Source organism: Bradyrhizobium sp. i1.15.2, from assembly GCF_040548425.1.
Classification (GTDB): Bacteria; Pseudomonadota; Alphaproteobacteria; order Rhizobiales; family Xanthobacteraceae; genus Bradyrhizobium; species Bradyrhizobium canariense.
The window spans coordinates 177,331-197,449 of sequence record NZ_JBEPRQ010000003.1; the positions used below are offsets into that span (position 1 = coordinate 177,331).

A 20,119-nucleotide genomic window follows, 5' to 3' on the forward strand; every position below is an offset into this window, starting at 1 on the left:
TTCGTAGCCCGCATGAGCGTAGCGACATGCGGGTCCTTCTGTCCCGGATATCGCTTCGCTCATCCGGGCTACGGCAGCTTCACACCACAATGCTCAGCCGCTTCGCCGCCCGCGTGATCCCCGTGTACAGCCACCTCGCCCGGCTCTCCTGAAACGCAAAGCTCTCGTCGAACAGCACGACGTCGTCCCATTGCGACCCCTGCGACTTGTGTACGGTCAGCACGTAGCCATAGTCGAACTCGTCATAGGGCTTGCGCTGCTCCCAGGCGATGGCCTCGACACCGCCCTCGAAGCAATCGGCGCGCACCGAGACCTTGGTCACCTTGTGGCCGAGATCCTCGTCCGGCGACAGCCTCATGCTGAGAATGCGGGATTTCGAGCGCGAGGTGTTGCGCGACTTCACGCGCCACAGGCCGCCGTTGAACAGGCCCTTCTTGCGGTTGTTGCGCAGGCAGACCAGCTTGTCGCCGGCGACGGGGAAAACGTCTTCGATGTTCTGGCGCTGGCGCACCCGCATATTGTACGCGCGCCGCGTGTTGTTGCGGCCGACCAGGACCTGGTCGGCGGCCATGACGCGATCGGGGTCGAGCTCCTTGCGCGACACCACCTCGCTCTCGCCGTAGCGGCCGATGTCGAGCTCGCGGCCCTCGCGGACGTCCATCGACATCCGCACGATCGGGTCGTCCTGGGCCTGACGGTGCACCTCGGTCAGCATTGCGTCCGGCTCGGTATTGGTGAAGAAGCCGCCGCCCTGGATCGGTGGCAGCTGCGCGGGATCGCCCAGCACCAGCAGCGGGCAGTCGAACGACATCAGGTCGCGGCCCAGTTCGGCATCGACCATCGAGCATTCGTCGATCACGATCAGCTTGGCCTTGGAGGCCGGGGCGTCGTCCCACAGCTCGAAGCTCGGCTGCTCCTCGCCGGATTCGCGGGTGCGATAGATCAGCGAATGGATGGTGGAGGCTTCGTCGCAGCCCTTGTTGCGCATGACCAGCGCCGCCTTGCCGGTGAAGGCGGCGAACTTCACCTCGCCGTCGACGCCGTCGGCGATGTGCCGCGCCAGCGTGGTCTTGCCGGTGCCGGCATAGCCGAACAGACGGAACACCGGCGGCGTACCGTTGCGGCCGGGTTTGGCCTTGAGCCAGTCGCCAACGGCCTTGAGCGCGGCATCCTGATGCGGGGTGAATGTGGCCATGTCTGTCTTGAGAAGGGGCGAAACGGAGCGATTCGCCATCTGCCGAAACTAACCATTCGCCCCAAGGGTTCAAGCGCAGGGCGGCCGCATTCAAAGGCTGTTTCTGCGGCCATCCTTCGAGACGCCCACCTTTGGTGGGCCCTCAGGATGAGGACGGACTGCGCGGCGGCTATCTCGACGGGCGAAGATGCCGCCTAGCCTCATCCTGAGGAGACCGCAAAGCGGTCGTCTCGAAGGACGAGGCGCGCGCTCAGGCCTCGCCGAGGCTACTGCCAGCCGGGAACGCCGCGCATGTCGGGCAGATGGTGGGCAATGCCCTTGTGGCAGTCGATGCAGGTCTTTTCCTTGGTGAACAGGAAGCGCTGGTGGGCGACCGAGGCCCGCGGCGACTGCTTGGTGATGTCCATGGAATCGGCGCTGTGGCAGTTGCGGCATTCCAGCGAATCGTTGGACTTGAAGCGCGCCCATTCATGCGCCGCCAGCTCGAGCCGGTGATCCTGGAATTTCTCGCGGGTATCGATCGTGCCGAAGATCTTGCCCCAGACCTCCTTGGAGGCTTGCATCTTGCGGGCGATCTTGTCGGTCCAGTTGTGCGGCACGTGGCAATCCGGACAGGTCGCCCGCACGCCGGAGCGGTTGGCGAAGTGGATGGTCGACTTCAGCTCGGCATAGACGTTGTCCTTCATCTCGTGGCAGCCGGTGCAGAATTTTTCGGTGTTGGTCAATTCCAGTGCGGTGTTGAAGCCGCCCCAGAAGATCACGCCGGCCATGAAGCCCGCCAGCACCAGCACACCAAGCCCGAACACCGAGCTCGGACGGATCAGCACCTGCCAGAGCTCGCGCGCAAAGTCCAAGCTTCGCGCGACGAAGCCGCCCTTGGCCTTCATTCCCTCGCCGGGTTCATCAGCGGTCGTCGTCATCGGCGGCCACCGGGGCTTGCGCGCGACAGCAGCGTGTCGATGTCGGTGAAGTCGTTGCTGACGGGCGGCGTCGCCGTGTTCTGCGGCACGTGGCATTCCGTGCAGAAGAAGCGGCGCGGCGAGATCGAAGCCAGGAACTGGCCGTCGCGATCCATGAAGTGGGTGATCGAGACCATCGGCGCCTGCGATTCCGCGATGCGCGCCCGCGCGTGGCAGGACAGGCACTTGTTGCCGTTGAGATCGACTTGATAGCCGTCGATCGCATGCGGGATCACCGGCGGCTGCTCCGGATAGTTGCGCACTTCCCTTTCGGAGGTGTTGCGGTTCGGCAGCATCGGCGGCGCCGGCCCTTCGTCGTTGAGCGGGGTCGGGCCGCGCAAGCCTGACGTCACCGTCTGCGCGGTCAGCGAACTCGCGCCAGCCGCGATCGCGACTGCGAGCAGCGCTACTCCAAATCGTTTCATCATGACACGTTCACCCGCTCGATGCGCACGGCGCACTTCTTGTAATCGGTTTGCAGCGAGATCGGATCGGTCGCGTCCAGCGTCACCTTGTTGATCAGCTTGGATTCGTCGAACCACGGCACGAAGACGAGGCCACGCGGCGGCCGGTCGCGGCCGCGCGTCTCGACGCGGACGCGGATGAAGCCGCGGCGGGAGACCACCTTCACCTCGTCGCCGCGGCGGATCTTCGCCTCCTGCGCATCATCAGGATGCATGAAGCACACGGCCTCGGGGAAGGCCTTGTAGAGCTCGGGCACCCGGCGCGTCATGGTGCCGGAATGCCAATGCTCGAGCACGCGACCGGTCGACAGCCAGAACGGATATTCGTTGTCGGGGGATTCGGCCGCCGGCTCGTAAGGAAGTGCGAAGATGCGCGCCTTGCCGTCCGGATAGCCGTAGAACTGCACGTCCGTGCCCTGCTTGACGTAGGGATCGCTGCCTTCGCGGAAACGCCATTTGGTTTCCTGGCCGTTGACGACGGGCCAGCGCAGGCCGCGCTCGCGGTGATAGGCGTCGAACGGCGCGAGGTCATGGCCGTGGCCGCGGCCGAACGCGGCATATTCCTCGAATAGGCCCTTCTGCACGTAGAAGCCGAACGCCTTGGACTCCTCGTTGGCGTAGCCGTCCTCGATCTCCGATGTCGGGAATTTGTCGACCTGGCCGTTCTTGTAGAGCACGTCGAACAGAGTCTTGCCGCGCACGTCCGGCTTCTTGGCGATCAGCTCCTCGGGCCAGACCTCCTCGATCTTGAAGCGTTTTGAGAACTCCATGAGCTGCCATAGATCGGACTTGGACTCGCCGGGCGCGGGGACGAGCTGGTGCCAGAATTGCGTGCGCCGCTCGGCGTTGCCGTAAGCGCCCTCCTTCTCCACCCACATCGCGGTCGGCAGGATCAAATCGGCGGCGAGCGCAGTCACCGACGGATAGGCGTCCGAGACCACGATGAAATTGTCGGGGTTGCGGAAGCCCGGATAGGTCTCCTCGTTGGCGTTGGGACCAGCCTGCAAATTGTTGTTGACCTGCACCCAATAGGCGTTGATCAGGCCGTCCTTCAGCATCCGGCTCTGCAGCACGGCGTGGGCGCCGGGCTTGTCGGGAATGGTGCCCTCGGGCAGCTGCCAGATGTGCTCGGCCTTGGTGCGGTGCTCCTTGTTGGTGACGACCATGTCGGCCGGCAGGCGGTGCGAGAAGGTGCCGACCTCGCGCGCGGTGCCGCAGGCCGAGGGCTGGCCGGTCAGCGAGAACGGGCTGTTGCCGGGCGAGGAGATCTTCCCGGTCAGAAGGTGGATGTTGTAGACGAGATTGTTGCACCAGACGCCGCGGGTGTGCTGGTTGAAGCCCATGGTCCAGAACGAGACAACCTTGGTCTTGGGATCAGCGTAGAGCTCGGCCAGCGCCTCCAGCCGATTGAGCGGCACGCCCGACATCTCGGCCGCTTTCTCCAGCGTGTACTCGGAGACGAACTTGACGTACTCGTCGTAGCTCATCTCGGTGGAATCGTTGGCCTTCGCCGCGCCCGTCGCTTTCTTCTGCAGCGGATGCTCCGGCCTCAAACCATAACCGATGTCGGTCTGGCCGCGCCTGAAGATGGTATGCGCGGCGACGAAGTCCTTGTTGACCCGACCGCTCCTGATGATGTGGTTGGCAATGGCGTTCAGCAGATAGAGATCGGTCTGCGGCTTGAACACCATGCCGATGTCGGCGAGGTCGAACGAGCGATGCTCGAAGGTCGAGAGCACGGCGACCCGGACATGCGGCGCGGAGAGCCGGCGGTCGGCGAGGCGCGTCCACAGGATCGGATGCATCTCCGCCATGTTCGAGCCCCACAGCACGAAGGCATCGGTGGCCTCGATGTCGTCATAGCAGCCGGCCGGCTCGTCGATGCCGAAGGTGCGCATCATGCCGGCCACGGCGGAGGCCATGCAGTGGCGCGCATTGGGATCGATGTTGTTGGTGCGGAAGCCGGCCTTGAACAGCTTCACGGCCGCATAGCCTTCCCAGACCGTCCACTGGCCGGAGCCGAACATGGCGACGCCGTTCGGCCCGCGCTTCTTGATCGCCTCCTTCCACTTCACCTCCATGATGTCGAAGGCTTCGGTCCAGGTAACAGGCGTGAACTCGCCGTTCTTGTCGTATTTGCCCGCCGTCTTGCGCAGCATCGGCTGCGTCAGGCGATCGTGGCCGTACATGATCTTGGAGAGGAAGTAGCCCTTGACGCAGTTGAGGCCGCGATTGACCTCGGCCTTGATGTCGCCGTGGGTGGCGACGACGCGATTGTTCTTGGTCGCGACCATCACCGAGCAGCCGGTACCGCAGAAACGGCACGCGGCCTTGTCCCATTTCAGTTCGGCGACGTCGCGCTCGGCGACGAGGTTTGCGGCGAGCGCCGGTGCCGGCATGCCCGCAGCGGCTGCCGCGATGGCGGCGGCCTCGAGCTTCAGCATCTGGCGGCGGTCGAGCTTTGGCGATGTCATGACGACTCTCCCGGCCTTAAGCCGTTTCGATGGCGTGAAACACCAGCGCCGCCGAATAGACGTCGGGCAGCGACTGGATCGTGTTGAGCAGGGTGCCGAGGCTGCCGGCATCAGGCGCTTCGGTCACGACGATGAGCTTGCCGCGCAGGTCGCGGCCGTGGATCTCGCAGCCGGGAAGGGCGGTGATCGCGGCTTCCAGCTGGTCCAGACGCTCGGGGCGGGCCTGCACGATGATGCTGGCGATTTCGCAACCGGGCGGCGCGACGATGCGGTCGGCGCTGAGCACCCGGCCGGTAATCAATGCGCGGCGGTTGAGTTTGGATTCGGCCATGATGCCTGTCTTTCGCTTCGAGGAGATCAATGCGGGGAGGGCGGCGGGCCGGGAGGGCCGGCAAACATCTGGTAGATCCAGACGCCGAGCCCGTAGGAACCCACCGTTCCGACCGCGAGGACGGGCATCACGATCGCGGTCAGGAACAGGAAAGCGAAAATCTCCATGCGCTTACGGCGCACGCGCGAAGTCGCGTCGTCTGGGGCCGACATATTCGGTCTCGTTTGGAATGTGGGGATTGGGACGGCATCCGGGCCGTTGCCTTGCCGCACATTAGAAGCAGCAGGGCCACTGACGCCTTGATCTGGATCAATCCGTCGAGTTGCGATGATGGCTGCCGCCAGACCACAAGCGCAAGTTTGGGTTGTACCCGTGCGACGGCGATGCGACAGTTTGGCATCGAACGGGGATACGAGTTGTGACCGCGACAGGGCTGACGGCGATCGATCTCGGACTTCGCGGCGCGGCGAGCGGCGTGTTCCTGTTGATCGTTCTCGTGGCGTTGCTGCGTCGTGCGACCGGCCAACAGGCTTTGCTGGGCATCGCGATGTGCGCAGGCGGCATATTCTATGCGATCGCGACGGCGCCCAGCCTGCCCAAAACGGCTTGGTGGTGGACGTTGCCGATCCTGTCCGCGCAGCCTGCGGTCTTCTGGCTGTGGGCGCGCGCGGCGTTCGACGACGATTTCGTGCTGAGGCGTTGGCACGGCGCCCTGTGGCTGAGCATCGTGGCTTTCGGATTTGCGATCACGCTGGCCTGGGCGAACTGGCCCGCTTTGGCCGGCGCAGGCGGGCGAGTCCTGGCTCTGGCCACCCTGGTGCTGGCCCTCGCTGCCGCGGTTCAGACGGTCAAGACCTGGCGCGCCGATCTGGTTGCGCGGCGACGCCGACTGCGGCTCGCGATGCTTGCGATCAATGTCGTGCTCATCGCGACCGTCGCGGTCGCCGGCTTCGCCGCAATTCCCGTCGCGGTCCCCGGTGCGCCCGGCAGTCTCCCGACCGCGCTCGGGCTGTTCGTGGTGGCCATGCTTGCCGGCCTCGGCCTGTTCAGCGCGCCGGCGATGGCCGTCAATGACGCCACGGCCGCGATCGCATCCGGCGAGGCGCGGACGCAGGCCGGGGGCGCCGATCGCGCCGCCGCGGGGCGGGTTGTTGTCGACCCGATCTTGCTGCGGCGCCTCGACCATCTGATGACCGTGGAGCGAACCTACCGGCAGGAAGGTCTCGCGATCGGGGCGCTCGCGGCTCGGCTCGACGTTCCCGAGCATCGGCTGCGCCAAGCCATCAACGAAGGGCTGGGCTATCGCAACTTCAATGCGTTCCTCAACCGCTACCGTATCGAGGACGCCAGGCTGGCGCTGTCCGACGTGACGCAACGGGAGGTCCCGGTGCTGACCATCGCCATGGATGCGGGCTTCCAGTCGATCGGACCTTTCAACCGGGCCTTCAAGGCCGAAACCGGCATGACCCCGACCGAATTCCGGCGTGAGGCGCTGAGCCGGCCGGACATGGCTGGAATCGGCCAGCCGCGCCGCGAAATCGGCTAGCCGATTTTTGGATCAGGCGAGAAGGCCCTGTGCCGATGGATTAGACCGTCCAGCATACACTCCCATCCAGCCGGAACGAGCCTATCCATGTCCCACTCGACCGCCGCCGCCCCTGCATCGGAGAGGCTCCATGCTCTCGACGCGGTCAGGGGTGGCGCCCTGCTGCTCGGCATCGTCCTGCACGCGACATTGTCGTTTGTGCCGGCCTCGTCCCGGTTCTGGATCATCCAGGACATCCATACCAGCCCCACTCTGGGCCTACTGTCCTTTACGATCCACGTCTTCCGGATGACGACCTTCTTCCTGATGGCCGGCTTCTTTGCCCGCATGAGCTTTCACCGCCGGGGGAGCTGGGGCTTCGTCAGGGACAGGCTGCAGCGGATCGGCCTGCCGTTCGTGATCGGTTGGCCGCTCGTGTTCATGCCGATAGCTCTGATCGTGAGCTGGGCATCTCACTTTCCAAATGGTGGTCTGATCCACCCCACCTCCGGCTGGCTGCCGGCATTGCCCAAGTTCCCCCTGACCCATCTCTGGTTTCTGTATGTGCTGCTGGAGCTCTATGTCGCGACGCTGCTGCTGCGCGGTGCAATTGTCTGGCTTGATGTATCAGGTACGCTACGCACAGTGTTTGACCGTATCTTCGCCCGGACCATGCGAAATCCGCTGGCTCCCCTGGTTCTGGCAATCCCGATCGGCACCGCCTTCTGCCTCGACCCACGATGGATCAATGTGATGGGCGTGAGGACGCCGGATCAATCGCTCGTCACCAACGCGCAGGCCTGGATCGGTTTCGGCACCGCATTCGGCGTCGGCTGGCTCCTGCATCGGCAGGTCGATCTGCTGCGGCTCATCGAGCGACGCTGGCTGGCGCATGTCCTGCTCGCGCTCTTCCTGGTTCTGGTCAGTTTCGCGTTGTCAGGCGTGATGCTGTCGTTGCCTGTCGCGCCGAAACTGCCGGTCAGCTTCGCCACGCTGAGGCTGATCTCCGCCATCCTCTACGCACCGGCGATTTGGGTTTCCACATTCGCGGTCCTCGGCCTCGCCCTCCGCTTCATGTCCGGCTTCAGTCGGGCGTGGCGCTACCTCGCCGATGCATCCTACTGGCTCTATCTGATCCACCTGCCGATCGTGATGGCACTGCAGGTCGCGCTGTCGCAGCTCGACTGGCCCGGGCTGATCAAGTTCGCGATCATTCTCGTCGTCGCGCTTCCTCCGATGCTGGCGAGCTATCATCTGCTGGTGCGCTTCACCTTCATCGGTGTGGTCCTGAATGGCCGCCGCGCCGAAAAGCCCCTTCTCCCGCAAGGCGGAATTGCGACTGCGTAGACAGCGTCGCCCCACCCATTAAGATGCCCGCAACAAAAATATAAGCTGCAAGAAAACTCAAGAATACTTGGGAGAGGCGTCATGAAGTTCGGCATCTTCTATGAGCTACAACTGCCACGGCCGTGGGTGGCCGGCGACGAGCTCAGCCTCTATCAGAACGCGCTCTCGCAGATGGAACTCGCAGACCAGCTCGGCTACGACCACGCCTGGGTTGTCGAGCATCACTTCCTCGAAGAATACTCGCACTCGCCTTCACCGGAATCCTTCCTCGCGGCCGCGAGCCAGCGCACCAGGAACATCCGGCTCGGCCACGGCATCCTCCAGCTCACCACCAACCACCCGGCGCGTGTTGCCGAGCGCGTCGCGGTGCTGGATCTGCTCTCCAACGGCCGCTGCGAATTCGGCATGGGCGAGAGCGCCTCCATCACCGAGCTCACGCCGTTCGGCCGCGACATGGAGACCAAGAAAGAGGTGTTCGAGGAGGCCGTCGCCGCGATCTTCCCGATGTTCAAGGACGCGGGAAGCGAGCATCACGGCAAGTATTTCGACATCCCCTTGCGCAACGTCGTGCCGAAACCGGTGCAGAAGCCGCATCCGCCGCTGTGGATGGCCTGCTCGCAACTACAGACCATCGAACGCGCCGGCCGCCACGGCTTTGGCGCGCTCGGCTTCCAGTTCGTCAGCGCGGATGCCGCGCATGCCTGGGTGCACGCCTATTACAACGCCATGACCAAGCGGCTCGCCAAGCTCGCCGACTACGAGATCAACCCGAACATGGCGCTGGTGTCGTTCTTCATGTGCGCGAAGACGGACGAGGAGGCCCGCGCCCGCGCCGACGGCGCCACCTTCTTCCAGTTCGCATTGCGCTTCTAGGGCGCCTCGCAGAATCGCCAGCGTCCGGCGCCCTACACCGTCAACATGTGGGACGAGTACAACAAGTGGAAGCGCGACAATCCGGAGGCGCAGGAGGCGGCGCTGCGCGGCGGCCTGATCGGCTCGCCCGAGACGATCCGCAGGAAGCTGAAGCGCTTCCAGGGCTCGCACATCGACCAGGTCATTTTGCTCAACCAAGCGGGCAAGAACAGCCACGAGCACATCTGCGAATCGCTGGAGCTGTTCGGCCGCGAGGTGATGCCGGAATTTCAGAACGATCCGGCGCAGGCGGCCTGGAAGCAGGGCGTGATGAGCGGCGAGATCAAGCTGGAGGAAATCGACACGGAGGCCTTCACCGACCGCTACGGCAAGCTCGCGGTCAGCGTCGCGCCGGCGAAGGCGGCGGCGGGGTAGAGGCAGTCCCGTAGCGGTGGCATGGACCCCGGCTCTGCAGCGCACCGCTGATCCGGACGATGCTTCGCATCGCCGGGGAAGCGCTGCGCTGCGTCCGGGAGACCATTGATCGACGCGCTCTCTCTTGTCCCAGACGCGCTGCAACGCGTAGCGTTGCTGCGCAGAGCCGGGACCCAGAAGCTGCACATGAGCTGCAGGCTTCCGGCGCGTCGCCCTTGCTGATATCTTCCGCCAAAAGAACTTCGGCGGAGGATACCAATGCGGCCCCACGGCATGGCCTCAACTCCATCGGCCGGCGACATTACGCCCGCGGTGCTCGCCATCGGTCGCCCGGATTTCCCTGATGTCCTGATCGATACACTGCGCCGGCAGGCCGGCGTCGGGCATTGCATGGTGTTCGCGCTGAGCCGCGCGGGCGCCGCACACTGCCTGCTCGATGCCGGCAACATCCCGATCGGCGGCGATCTCGGCGCGGCCTATGCCGGCCAGTTCCACCAATCCGATCCCAACCGCGATGCGCTGTTCGAAGGCGAGGGCCGCGCGCCGCTCGTGCTGCCCGCCTTCGCGCCGCGCATGTACGGCGCCCGCTACCGCAAAATGTTCTTTGTCGATTCCGGCATCGTCGACAAATGCGCGACCGCGATCTGGGTCGACGACACCTGCTTCTACGTCAACTTCTATCGCATCGCGGTCCAGGGCCGCTTCAGCGACGCCCAGCGTGCGCGGCTTCAGGCCATCGCACCGGCCATCAGTGCGAGCGTGGCACGCCATTTCCAGCACAGCCCGGCGGCGACGACCGAGCAGTCTCTCGCCGCGCTCTTCGCGACGCGCGCGCCGCTCGCCAGCCTCACCCCGCGTGAGCAGGACGTCTGCCGGCGCATTCTCTCCGGCTTCAGCTCCGAGGCGATCTCGCAGGCGCTCGGCATCAGCCTGCATTCGACGCTGACGTACCGCAAGCGCGCCTATGAGCGGCTCGGCATCTCGTCACAAAGCGAGCTGTTCGCGATCGTGCTGCGCCTGCTCGCCGGCCCACGCGGCCTGAACTAAGGGGTACTCCAGGCCCGCGAGTCCCTGCTTCCGAGAGCAAGGCGGACACGCGGCCCGCCCTCCGGGACTGTCGCTCTGTGACCCATTGTAGGCGATATAACCAGAGTCAGGTTTCAGTCTCCTTCAATCCAAATCCCCGCTTCACTCAGGGCGTTGAGAACGCGTTCAACGTCTTTGGGATCAAGTGTGCTGCTGTCACACAGCTGATTTAGTTCATCGAAGGTAATCTTGCCGTTCCGTTCACCGATTTCGATGGCACGTCGAATGATTCCGCCACGCTCATGCTCTCTCCGCTTCAGCAGCCTCTACTATACGGGAAGAGGGACGGGTCTGGTCCATAAGCGAACATCGAAGCTTCGTCCTGCACGGCTGCTGCCGGGATAGGGCCGGATCTCCGGCCCGGTGCCAAACCCGATGCGGACATCGCCTCCGCGATCGATAAAGTTGGAACCAAATCGTAAAACCCGCCGAAGCGGAGCCCCTGTATTAGCTTTGAGATCTGCTAGCTCGATCGGAAGAGATGTCGACCACCATGTCTCGCGGCTCCCCAGCGACAGGACCTTCGCTCATCGATAGAATCGGGCTGTGGATGTCGAAAAGCCGCGTTGTCGACGGCCTCTGGATCGGATCTTTATCGGATGATCCCGAGCGAGCCCTGCAACGCGTCGAAGCCGCGCTGCGGCTGATCGAAAGGTTTGCTCCACTTCACTACCGGCGCATCAAGAAGAGTCTTTTTCGAATCTGGGTGCAATTGGTTCCGCACGGCGCCGGATGCTATCAGCATTCAATAAACGCCTGCCTGCTCGACGCGCGTGTCGTCGATTCTGAAAGCACGACGGTCGAATGGATCGCGTCCGCCATCGTACACGAGGCGACCCACGCAAGGCTCGAGAACTGGGGCATCCACTACTATGAAGCCGTCCGCCCCCGGATCGAGCGGATCTGCGCCAGAAGAGAGTTGGATTTTGCTCGGCGTCTGTCGGGCGTCGACGCGTTGCGAGAAGAGATCGCTTGGAGACTTGATTGGAGCCGTGAGGGGAGCACGCATTACACCGACCAGAATATGAGCCAGAGCATGGATCAGGGAATTGCGCAGACACTCCGTCATCTGGGAACGCCAGAATGGCTCATAACCCTCATGTTCAGGGTGAGAGATCTACGCGTTGGATTCCGCCGGTTCACGCGACGCATAGCGGGTGCTTTGGAGTGATGAACTCGGGTCCGAAACGAAGTGGGGCGGGTCTGGCGGGAAATCCTGACTAAAGCTCGGTGCCGGCTGGCGCGTCCGCACGAGACTCTCAGCAGAAATTAACGTTGCGCGACCAACATGCCCAACATGCATCCCGAACGGCTTCGTCAACTGCCTTATCTGGTTCACACCAACAGAGAGCTCGGCTTGATGTTGAGGGGTATCAAGCCGCTCGCGTATTTCATGGACATCATTGGCCAGGAGCCAGATATTTGCATTCGATATTGGCGCATGTTCGACAGGCACGTCACTGAAGGTCGCTTGATAAGACGCGAGCTGATCGAAACATGTCCTGACGCGCCGCAGTTCGAATATCGGAGCCTCTTCTACACGTTGCCCGGCCATGAGTGGCAGGTTGATACCATGCTTGCACTCCTAAACGAACCCGGAGCCTGGTCCGATGATCGCGAACGACGCTTTGGCGAATTGCTTGGTTACGAGAGTTGGCAGAACGACTATTGGCTGACGCATGGTCGGTCGCAGGCGGATGTCTCATCGACGCCGCCGTCGTCGGCCATTCGACTTGCGAAGACACGCCCTGAGGCTGCTTGTCCCAATCGCTGGGGACAGACGGCGCCTCCTGAAGCCGCTAACCTCGGTGGCGAACAGCAATGGAGCGAAGCTTGAGCACCGCGCCGCGCATCGACATCGACCCGGCCGCGTTCTGGGCCGACCCGTATCCGATGCTGGCAAAGATGCGCAAGGAGGCGCCAATCGCCTTCGTGCCGCAGCTCGGCTCGACGCTACTGACGAGCCGCGACGACATCTCGATCTCCGAGAAGCAGATCGACGTGTTCTCCTCGCACCAGCCTGCCGGCCTGATGAACCGGCTGATGGGCCACAACATGATGCGCAAGGACGGCGAGGCGCACCAGGTCGAGCGCCGCGCGATGTTTCCGACGGTGTCGCCGAAGACGGTGAAGGCGCACTGGAGCGGGCTGTTCCAGGCCCATGCCGATCGCATCATCGACGCGATCGCGCCCGGGCGGATCGATTTCATGCGCGACTTCGCGTTGCCGTTCTCCGGCGAATGCCTGAAGTCGATCACCGGCCTCACCAATATCGGCTTTGCCGACATGGACGCCTGGTCACAGGGCATGATCGAGGGCATCGCCAACTACAGCGGCGACGCAGCCGTCGAGGCGCGTTGCCATGCGGCGACGTCGGGTATCGATGCGGCGATCGACGACATCCTGCCGGTGATGCGCAAGCATCCCGACCAGAGCATCCTCGGCGTGCTCCTCGCGTCGGGCATGGCGATGGAGAGCGTGCGCGCGAACGTCAAACTCGCGATCTCCGGCGGTCAAAACGAGCCGCGCAAGGCGATCGCCGGCACGGTGTGGGCGCTGCTGACCCATCCCGACCAGCTCGATCTCGTGCGCAAGGGCGAGGTGTCGTGGCTCCAGGCGTTCGAGGAATACGCCCGCTGGATCTCGCCGATCGGCATGTCGCCGCGGCGCATCGCAAAGCCGTGGACGATCCGTGACGTCGCGTTCGAAACCGATGAACGCGTATTCCTCATGTTCGGCTCCGCCAATCGCGACGAGAAGCATTTCGAGCGCGCCGATCAGTTCGACGTGCGGCGTGACACGGCCAAGAGCGTCGCGTTCGGTGCTGGCCCGCATTTCTGCGCCGGTGCCTGGGCCTCCCGCGCCATGATCGCCGACGTCGCACTGCCGACATTGTTCGCCCGTGCCGGCCGGATCGAGCTTGCCGACGACGAACCGGTGCGGATCGGCGGCTGGGCGTTCCGCGGACTGCAGAATCTGCCGGTGAGGTGGCTGCATTAGTCCGGCAAGGACCGGTCCATCCGCAACGCCGCCATGATGCCATCCTGCCCCTGTTTTGCCCGACGAGTCAAGTCAAGTTCGGATAAACGTAAGTCATTGTTTTCGCACGCGCCGGCTACTGTGCATGGGGTTGTTTTCGCGATTTTTTAGTTTCTCGGTCAGGTAGGTGCGTTTTTCACATTCGCGTGCGGAAAAATATCCCCTGCGTTCGCTCCGTGGATTGAAAGATAATCATGCGCTCTGCCAACTGCGCAGTGCTTGCATCGCTATTTTTCCGCGCGTCTCGACACCTCCGATCAGCCGCACCATCATTCACGAACACGAATGAAGGACGGCCGCACGCGGCCTGGAGTGTCGGATGCAACGTCGGGACTTTCTCAAACTATCCGTTGGAACTGCGGCAGCCGCCGCATTCGCTTCAAGTGCCAAAGCACAAGGCGCGGTGAAGGGCATTCGTATCGGCTACCAGAAGACCGGCGTGCTGGTTATCACGCGTCAGCAGGCCGCCCTGGAAAAACATTTCGCGCCATTGGGCATCGACGTGAAATGGGTCGAGTTCTCGTCGGGACCTCCGATGATGGAGGCGATGAATGTCGGCAGCATCGATTTTGGCGCGGTCGGCGATTCCCCGCCGGTGTTCGCCCAGGCGGCGGGCGCGGCGATCGTCTATGCCGCCGGCCAGCCCATCACCAACGGGCAGGGCATCCTGGTGCCGAAGGACTCGTCGATCCGCGGCATCGCCGACTTGAAGGGCAAGCGCGTCGGCTTCACCAAGGGATCCAGCGCGCACAACATCGTGGTGCAGACGCTGGAGAAAGCGGGCCTCACCTACGCGGACATCACGCCGGTCTATCTGACGCCGCCGGATGCCGGGCCGGCCTTTGCCAACGGCAGCATCGAGGCATGGGCGATCTGGGATCCGTACTTCGCGATCGGCGAGACCAAGCAGGGCGGCCGCATCCTGATCAATGCGCGCGACGTCACCAAGACCAATTCCTTCTTCATCGCCAACCGCGATTTCGCCAGGAATCACGGCGCCATCCTGCAGCAGATCATCGACGTGACGACGGCGGCTGGCAAATGGGCCGAACTGCACCGCGACGAGGTCGCCAAATCGCTCGCCACGATCACCGGCGTCCCGTTGGACATCCAGACCCTCGCCGCCAAGCGCGCGAATTTCGTGGTCGGCCCGGTCACCGACGACATCGTCACGACCCAGCAGGGCGTCGCCGACCGCTTCCACAAGCTCGGCCTGATCCCGAAGCCGATCGTGATCCGCGACATCGTCTGGCGCAACCCGGCAGCGTGATCGTGCCCACCAATTTCCCCATTTCAAAAGGTTTGAACATGAGGCGTATCGTTCAACGCGTATTCGCAGCCATCGTCATATCGATCGGCATCGTCGCTGCCGCGGTCGGAACGACGTACGGCTAGTCATCGGAGCACCTCCATGAGCAACGCCAACATCCTCTGGTTCCTGCCGACCCACGGCGACGGCCGTTATCTCGGCACCGGCACCGGCGGCCGCGAGGTCAATTTCAACTATCTGCGCCAGATCGCGCAGGCCGCCGACCAGCTCGGCTATTTCGGCGTGCTGCTGCCGACTGGGCGATCTTGCGAAGATTCCTGGATCGTCGCCTCCTCGGTCGCGCCGTTCACCGAGCGGCTGCGCTATCTCGTGGCGGTCAGGCCGGGCCTGCAATCGCCGAGCGTGGCCGCGCGCATGACCGCGACGCTCGACCGCATCACCAATGGCCGGCTCCTGGTCAACGTCGTCACCGGCGGCGATCCCGTCGAGAACAAGGGCGACGGCATCTTCCTCGGCCATGACGAGCGCTACGAGGTCACCCGCGAGTTCCTCAGCGTCTACAGCGAACTGCTCGCCGGCAAGACCGTCAATGTCGAGGGCAAGCACATCCATGTCGAAGGCGGCAAGCTGCTGTTTCCTCCGGTGCAGTCGCCGCGTCCGCCGCTCTATTTCGGCGGCTCGTCGGATGCCGGCATCGACGTCGCCGTCGACACCGTCGACAAATATCTGACCTGGGGCGAGCCGCCGGCCTTGGTCGCGGAGAAGATCGCGAAGGTGAGGGAGGTGGCCGCCGCACGCGGTCGAAAACTATCCTTCGGCATCCGGCTCCACGTGATTGTTCGAGAGACCAATGACGCGGCCTGGCGTGCGGCCAATGAGCTGATCAAGCATGTCAGCGACGAGACCATCGCGGCCGCGCAGAAGAACTTTGCGCGGATGGATTCCGTTGGCCAGCAGCGCATGGCGCAGCTCCATGGCGGCAAGCGCGACAAGCTCGAGATCGCCCCGAACCTGTGGGCCGGTGTCGGCCTCGTGCGTGGCGGCGCCGGCACGGCGCTGGTCGGCGACGCCCAGACAGTCGCGGGCCGCATCAAGGAGTATCAGGACATCGGCATCGATACCTTTATCATGTCGGGCTACCCGCATCTGGAGGAAGCTTATCGTTTCGCCGAGCTGGTGTTCCCGCTGCTCTCGCTGGAGCAGCCCAGCAACGTGACCAAGCTTCACTTCAACGGCGGTCCTTTTGGTGAAACGGTCGGCAGCGACTTCCGTCCGCAGCAGAAGGTGTCGCAATCATGAGCCTGATCGACAGCGTTTCACCCCCGCGCAGCTTGCGCCTGCCGCGCGTCGACGGCCTGATCCAGTGGATCGTGCCGCTTGCCATCATCGCGATCTGGCAGGTCGCCAGCGTCACCGGCTTCGTGCCGACGCGGGTGTTGCCGGCGCCGAGCGACGTCTTGCTTGCGGGCTGGAAGCTGCTGCTCTCCGGCGAGCTCGCGCGCAACATCTGGGTCTCGTTCTGGCGCGCCTCGATCGGCTTCCTGATCGGCGGCAGCATCGGCTTTGCCTTCGGCCTCGCCAACGGCCTGTCACAGCTCTCGGCCAAGCTCACCGACACCACGCTGCAGATGGTGCGCAACGTGCCGCATCTGGCGCTGATCCCGCTGGTCATCCTGTGGTTCGGCATCGATGAGAGCGCGAAGCTGTTCCTGGTGGCGCTCGGCGTGTTCTTCCCGATCTACCTCAACACGCTGCACGGCATCCGCACCGTCGATCCGCAGCTGATTGAGATGGGCCGCATCTACGGCATGACTGACGGCGAGCTGTTCCGCCGCGTGATCTTCCCGGGCGCGCTGCCCTCGATCTTCGTCGGCATCCGTTTTGCGCTCGGTATCATGTGGCTGACCCTGATCGTCGCCGAGACCATCGCGGCGTCCTCGGGCCTCGGTTACATGGCGATGCAGGCGCGCGAGTTCATGCTGATCGACGTCGTTGTGCTCTCGATCCTGATCTACGCGCTGCTCGGCAAGCTCGCCGACAGCGCCTCCCGCGTGCTGGAGCGCCTGACGCTCTCCTGGCACCCCGCTTATTGGAAACGCTGAGCAGACATACTGGGAATCACATGCAGACTGCCCTTCGTACCTCCCTTCCGGACACCGAACTCGCAACCCGCGCCAATTTCGCGCCTCACGCCCGCGTGGTGCGCGAGGAGCGCCCGGTGCAGACCTCCGGCCTGCCGCTCAGCATCCGCGGCCTGCGCAAATCCTACGGCGACAACGAGGTGCTGCGCGGCATCGACCTGCACATCCCCGCCGGCCAGTTCGTCGCCATCGTTGGCAAAAGCGGCTGCGGCAAGAGCACGCTGCTGCGCCTTATCGCGGGCCTGGAGAAGTTCGACGCCGGCAGCATCTCGCTCGGCGACGCCGTGAAGCCCGAGGATATCCGCGTGATGTTCCAGGAGCCTCGGCTGTTGCCCTGGGCCCGCGTTCTCTCCAATGTCGAGGTCGGCCTCGGCCGCGATCGCGCCTCTTCCGACGCGCATTCACGCGCGGAGAAGGCGCTCACTGAGGTCGGGCTGACCGACAAGCGCGACCAGTGGCCATCGATACTGTCGGGCGGCCAGAAGCAGCGTGTAGCCCTTGCCCGTGCGCTGGTCTCGCGCCCCCGTGTGCTCGCCTTCGACGAGCCGCTTGGCGCGCTGGATGCGCTGACCCGTATCTCGATGCAGCGGTTGCTGGAGCGCGTCTGGCGCGACCAGGGCTTTACCGCGATCCTGGTGACCCACGATGTCGCCGAGGCGGTCGCGCTGGCCGACCGGGTGCTGGTGATCGAGGAAGGGCGGATCGCCCACGACGTCGTGGTTAACACGGCCCGGCCCCGCGAACGCGGCTCGGCCGAGCTCGCGGGTCTCGAAGGCTCGATCCTGAGCCACCTTTTGTCGGCGGACGATCGTACCTAGATAGACAGGGACCCCGGCTCGGGAACGATGCCATGAATGTAGTGCCCCGCGATCTCATGACCCAAACTGTCGTCTCCTCCGCCGATTTCCGCGGCGCCATGCGCCATCTCACCGGCGGCGTCAGCGTCATCACCGCCGGACGGGGCAAGGACATCACCGGCATGACGGTCACCTCGGTCAGCTCGTTCTCGGTCGATCCGCCGACGCTGATCGTCAGCATCAATCGCGACGCCTCGTCCTTCCCGCTGATCCGGCGCTACGGTGCCTTCGGCGTGAACATCCTCGCGGCCGATCAGCTCGAAATCGCCGAGCGCTTTGCCGGCAAGGGCGGGCTCAAGGGTGCCGATCGTTTCGCGGGCGCCAGATGGGTGACCGCGGTCTCCGGTGTTCCGCTGCTGGTCGGCGCATTGTCCGCCGTCGATTGCGAGGTCGAGGAGCTCATCGAGCGCCATTCGCACGGCATCGTCATCGGGCGAGTGCGAGACGTCAAGAATTCGACCCGCAATGCTGCGCTGGCCTATTGGCACGGTCAGTACGTGGCGGTGGATCAGGACGAAGACGCGGTCAGGCTCGCGGACGTCAGCGTTCCCAACCACGTCCGCCGCGGCATTTGATCGCCGCCGGCGATGGGCCGTGCAGGCTGGCCTTTTCCCCGTCATCGCTCTAGAAGCGCTGCCTGAGCCTCCCGCCGGGACAGCAATGGAGCGCAATGATGAAACGCGTCGCGACCTGGGCCTTCTACGCGGTCGGCGCGCTCGCGATCGCCTATCTCGCGCTCTACGCCTATGCGATGTTCAGCGGTCATCCGATCGTGCCGGGCGACCCCATCCAGATCTTCCGCAGGCCGGATGCGCCGAGCTATTCGTGAGGTTCGGGAGGTCTCGTAGGGTGGGCAAAGGCGCACTTGCGCCGTGCCCACCATCTTTCCCCGGCACCTGAAGCGGTGGGCACGCTTCGCTTTGCCCACCCTACGGCACCTGTTTTCACCCCCGCAAGATCGCCAGCGCCAGCGCCTGCGCGCGCGGGACGATGCTGTCGAGCTCGAGATATTCCTCCGGCGTGTGCGCGAGCCCGCCGACGGGGCCGAGGCCGCAGATGGTCGGCGTTCCGACCGCGGCGGTGAAGCCGGAATCGGCGCAGCCGCCGGAGAACTCGCCCTGAAGCGTCGTGAGGCCGGCCTGCCTTGCGGCGGCCTGATAGTTCTCGAACAGCGCCTTTGAATCAGCGCTCTGCACCACCGGCACGAACTCGCCCTTGATTGTGAGCGTCGCGCTGGTGCCGGGCACGTAAGGTGTCGCGATGATGGTCTCGATCGCCGCCATCACCCTCGCGCGGTCCGCCGGATCGACGTAGCGCAGGTCGATCTGCCCTTCCGCGTAAGGCGCCGTCGTGTTGACGGACTGCCCGCCCGAGACGAGGCCGACATTGAGCGTGATGCCCTTGTCGAGATCGGTCAGCGCGTGGATATGCACGATCTTGTGCGCGAGCTCGCCGATCGCGCTGACGCCGGCGGCGAAATTGGCGCCGGAATGCGCGGCTTTGCCGGTAATGGCGACATGCATGAAGATGCCGCCCTTGCGTCCCGTGACGATATTGCCGGTCGGGCGGCCCGGCTCGGAATTGAACACGGCGCGCGCGGTGCGCCCTTCGCGCTCGATCACGGGCCGTGAGGAGGGTGAACCGATTTCCTCGTCCGAGGTGATCAGCAGCTTGATCGGGTGCGGGTTGCCGCCGAATTTGTGAAAGGCGGTTGCCACGAACATGTTCATGACGACGCCGGACTTCATGTCGGCAACACCAGGACCATAGGCGCGCGTACCCTGGATCGTGAACGGACGCCGTCCGGCCTCGCCCTTGCCGAACACGGTGTCGCGATGCCCCATCAACAGCACCGGCTTCTCGTTGCTGCCGGGCTTTGCGACTTCGGCGTGGATGGCATCGCCGAATGTGGCGTGGCTTTCGCGCCGGAACGGAATGCCGTGCTCGGCGAAATGCTGCTCGAACCGCGCCCCGACCGCATCGACGCCTTCCTTGTCATAGGATCCGGAATCGATGTTCACGACATCGCGCAGCAGGTCGATCATCGCCTGCCGCTGCGACGCCAGCCAATCCGTGATTTGAGCTTGAGACATGTTCACCCTCGCGTGGTTCTCGGTGGCGCTTATAGGGCTTTGCGGGGGCTT

General features: G+C 64.2%; 20 protein-coding genes and 1 pseudogene. 13 read left to right on the forward strand and 8 right to left on the reverse strand.

Annotated features, from left to right (window positions below; genetic code table 11):
* Positions 1–79 precede the first annotated feature (79 nt).
* From ABIB80_RS08375 to napE, 6 genes are all read right to left on the reverse strand, one after another.
* Complete coding sequence (locus tag ABIB80_RS08375; RefSeq protein ID WP_007596183.1) at positions 80–1,195, reverse strand: ATP-dependent DNA helicase; 1,116 nt, start codon at positions 1,193–1,195, stop codon at positions 80–82.
* Between the two features lie 266 nt (positions 1,196–1,461).
* Positions 1,462–2,115, reverse strand: coding sequence for a NapC/NirT family cytochrome c (locus ABIB80_RS08380; RefSeq protein ID WP_007596182.1), 654 nt, complete (start codon positions 2,113–2,115; stop codon positions 1,462–1,464).
* A complete protein-coding gene (locus tag ABIB80_RS08385) occupies positions 2,112–2,582 on the reverse strand; it encodes a nitrate reductase cytochrome c-type subunit (RefSeq protein ID WP_007596181.1) in 471 nt (156 codons plus the stop codon). The genes ABIB80_RS08380 and ABIB80_RS08385 overlap by 4 nt, the downstream gene beginning before the upstream one ends.
* Positions 2,579–5,092 carry a nitrate reductase catalytic subunit NapA gene (gene napA / locus ABIB80_RS08390; protein ID WP_007596180.1) on the reverse strand — a complete coding sequence of 838 codons (2,514 nt, stop codon included), beginning with the start codon at positions 5,090–5,092 and terminating at the stop codon, positions 2,579–2,581. Before napA ends, ABIB80_RS08385 begins: the two co-directional genes overlap by 4 nt.
* Positions 5,093–5,108: 16 nt before the next feature.
* Positions 5,109–5,423, reverse strand: coding sequence for a chaperone NapD (locus ABIB80_RS08395; protein ID WP_007596179.1), 315 nt, complete (start codon positions 5,421–5,423; stop codon positions 5,109–5,111).
* A gap of 26 nt (positions 5,424–5,449) precedes the next feature.
* The gene (gene napE / locus ABIB80_RS08400) at positions 5,450–5,635 is read right to left on the reverse strand and encodes a periplasmic nitrate reductase, NapE protein (protein WP_007596178.1); all 186 of its coding nucleotides are present in this window, start codon (positions 5,633–5,635) and stop codon (positions 5,450–5,452) included.
* Positions 5,636–5,841: 206 nt separating this feature from the next.
* On the opposite strand from napE, the gene ABIB80_RS08405 reads away from it, so the two are divergent.
* The 4 genes and pseudogenes from ABIB80_RS08405 (at position 5,842) to ABIB80_RS08420 (ending at position 10,629) form a co-directional block, all read left to right on the forward strand.
* A complete protein-coding gene (locus ABIB80_RS08405) occupies positions 5,842–6,969 on the forward strand; it encodes an AraC family transcriptional regulator (RefSeq protein ID WP_007596177.1) in 1,128 nt (375 codons plus the stop codon).
* 87 nt (positions 6,970–7,056) lie between these two features.
* On the forward strand, positions 7,057–8,295 hold the full coding sequence (locus ABIB80_RS08410; RefSeq protein WP_007596176.1) for an acyltransferase family protein: 1,239 nt from the start codon (positions 7,057–7,059) through the stop codon (positions 8,293–8,295).
* An 81-nt stretch (positions 8,296–8,376) separates the two neighbouring features.
* Positions 8,377–9,582: pseudogene (locus ABIB80_RS08415) on the forward strand (LLM class flavin-dependent oxidoreductase).
* A gap of 258 nt (positions 9,583–9,840) precedes the next feature.
* On the forward strand, positions 9,841–10,629 hold the full coding sequence (locus tag ABIB80_RS08420; RefSeq protein ID WP_007596174.1) for a LuxR family transcriptional regulator: 789 nt from the start codon (positions 9,841–9,843) through the stop codon (positions 10,627–10,629).
* A gap of 113 nt (positions 10,630–10,742) precedes the next feature.
* On the opposite strand, the gene ABIB80_RS08425 is transcribed toward ABIB80_RS08420, so the two are convergent.
* Positions 10,743–10,931: an RNA polymerase sigma factor region1.1 domain-containing protein gene (locus ABIB80_RS08425; RefSeq protein WP_354127286.1), complete on the reverse strand. Its 189-nt coding sequence runs from the start codon at positions 10,929–10,931 to the stop codon at positions 10,743–10,745.
* Positions 10,932–11,149: 218 nt separating this feature from the next.
* On the opposite strand from ABIB80_RS08425, the gene ABIB80_RS08430 reads away from it, so the two are divergent.
* The 9 genes from ABIB80_RS08430 to ABIB80_RS08470 all read left to right on the forward strand — a co-directional run bounded on the left by ABIB80_RS08430 (position 11,150) and on the right by ABIB80_RS08470 (position 18,804).
* A complete protein-coding gene (locus ABIB80_RS08430; RefSeq protein WP_035993509.1) occupies positions 11,150–11,839 on the forward strand; it encodes a hypothetical protein in 690 nt (229 codons plus the stop codon).
* A gap of 117 nt (positions 11,840–11,956) precedes the next feature.
* Positions 11,957–12,505 carry a hypothetical protein gene (locus ABIB80_RS08435; RefSeq protein ID WP_007596172.1) on the forward strand — a complete coding sequence of 183 codons (549 nt, stop codon included), beginning with the start codon at positions 11,957–11,959 and terminating at the stop codon, positions 12,503–12,505.
* Entirely contained in the window at positions 12,502–13,668 is a 1,167-nt protein-coding gene (locus tag ABIB80_RS08440) for a cytochrome P450 (RefSeq protein ID WP_088940989.1), read from the forward strand. Before ABIB80_RS08435 ends, ABIB80_RS08440 begins: the two co-directional genes overlap by 4 nt.
* 358 nt (positions 13,669–14,026) lie before the next feature.
* Positions 14,027–14,977: a sulfonate ABC transporter substrate-binding protein gene (locus tag ABIB80_RS08445; protein WP_007596170.1), complete on the forward strand. Its 951-nt coding sequence runs from the start codon at positions 14,027–14,029 to the stop codon at positions 14,975–14,977.
* 141 nt (positions 14,978–15,118) lie between these two features.
* Positions 15,119–16,276: an FMNH2-dependent alkanesulfonate monooxygenase gene (ssuD, locus tag ABIB80_RS08450; protein ID WP_007596169.1), complete on the forward strand. Its 1,158-nt coding sequence runs from the start codon at positions 15,119–15,121 to the stop codon at positions 16,274–16,276.
* A complete protein-coding gene (gene ssuC, locus ABIB80_RS08455; RefSeq protein ID WP_007596168.1) occupies positions 16,273–17,079 on the forward strand; it encodes an aliphatic sulfonate ABC transporter permease SsuC in 807 nt (268 codons plus the stop codon). Before ssuD ends, ssuC begins: the two co-directional genes overlap by 4 nt.
* Positions 17,080–17,099: 20 nt before the next feature.
* Positions 17,100–17,936, forward strand: coding sequence for an ATP-binding cassette domain-containing protein (locus tag ABIB80_RS08460; RefSeq protein WP_007596167.1), 837 nt, complete (start codon positions 17,100–17,102; stop codon positions 17,934–17,936).
* Positions 17,937–17,968: 32 nt separating this feature from the next.
* Complete coding sequence (locus ABIB80_RS08465) at positions 17,969–18,550, forward strand: flavin reductase family protein (protein WP_007596166.1); 582 nt, start codon at positions 17,969–17,971, stop codon at positions 18,548–18,550.
* Between the two features lie 95 nt (positions 18,551–18,645).
* Complete coding sequence (locus ABIB80_RS08470; protein ID WP_018453881.1) at positions 18,646–18,804, forward strand: hypothetical protein; 159 nt, start codon at positions 18,646–18,648, stop codon at positions 18,802–18,804.
* Between the two features lie 115 nt (positions 18,805–18,919).
* On the opposite strand, the gene ABIB80_RS08475 is transcribed toward ABIB80_RS08470, so the two are convergent.
* Positions 18,920–20,068 (reverse strand): M20 family metallopeptidase, encoded by a 1,149-nt coding sequence (locus ABIB80_RS08475; protein WP_007596163.1) that lies wholly within the window; start codon positions 20,066–20,068, stop codon positions 18,920–18,922.
* Positions 20,069–20,119 lie beyond the last annotated feature (51 nt).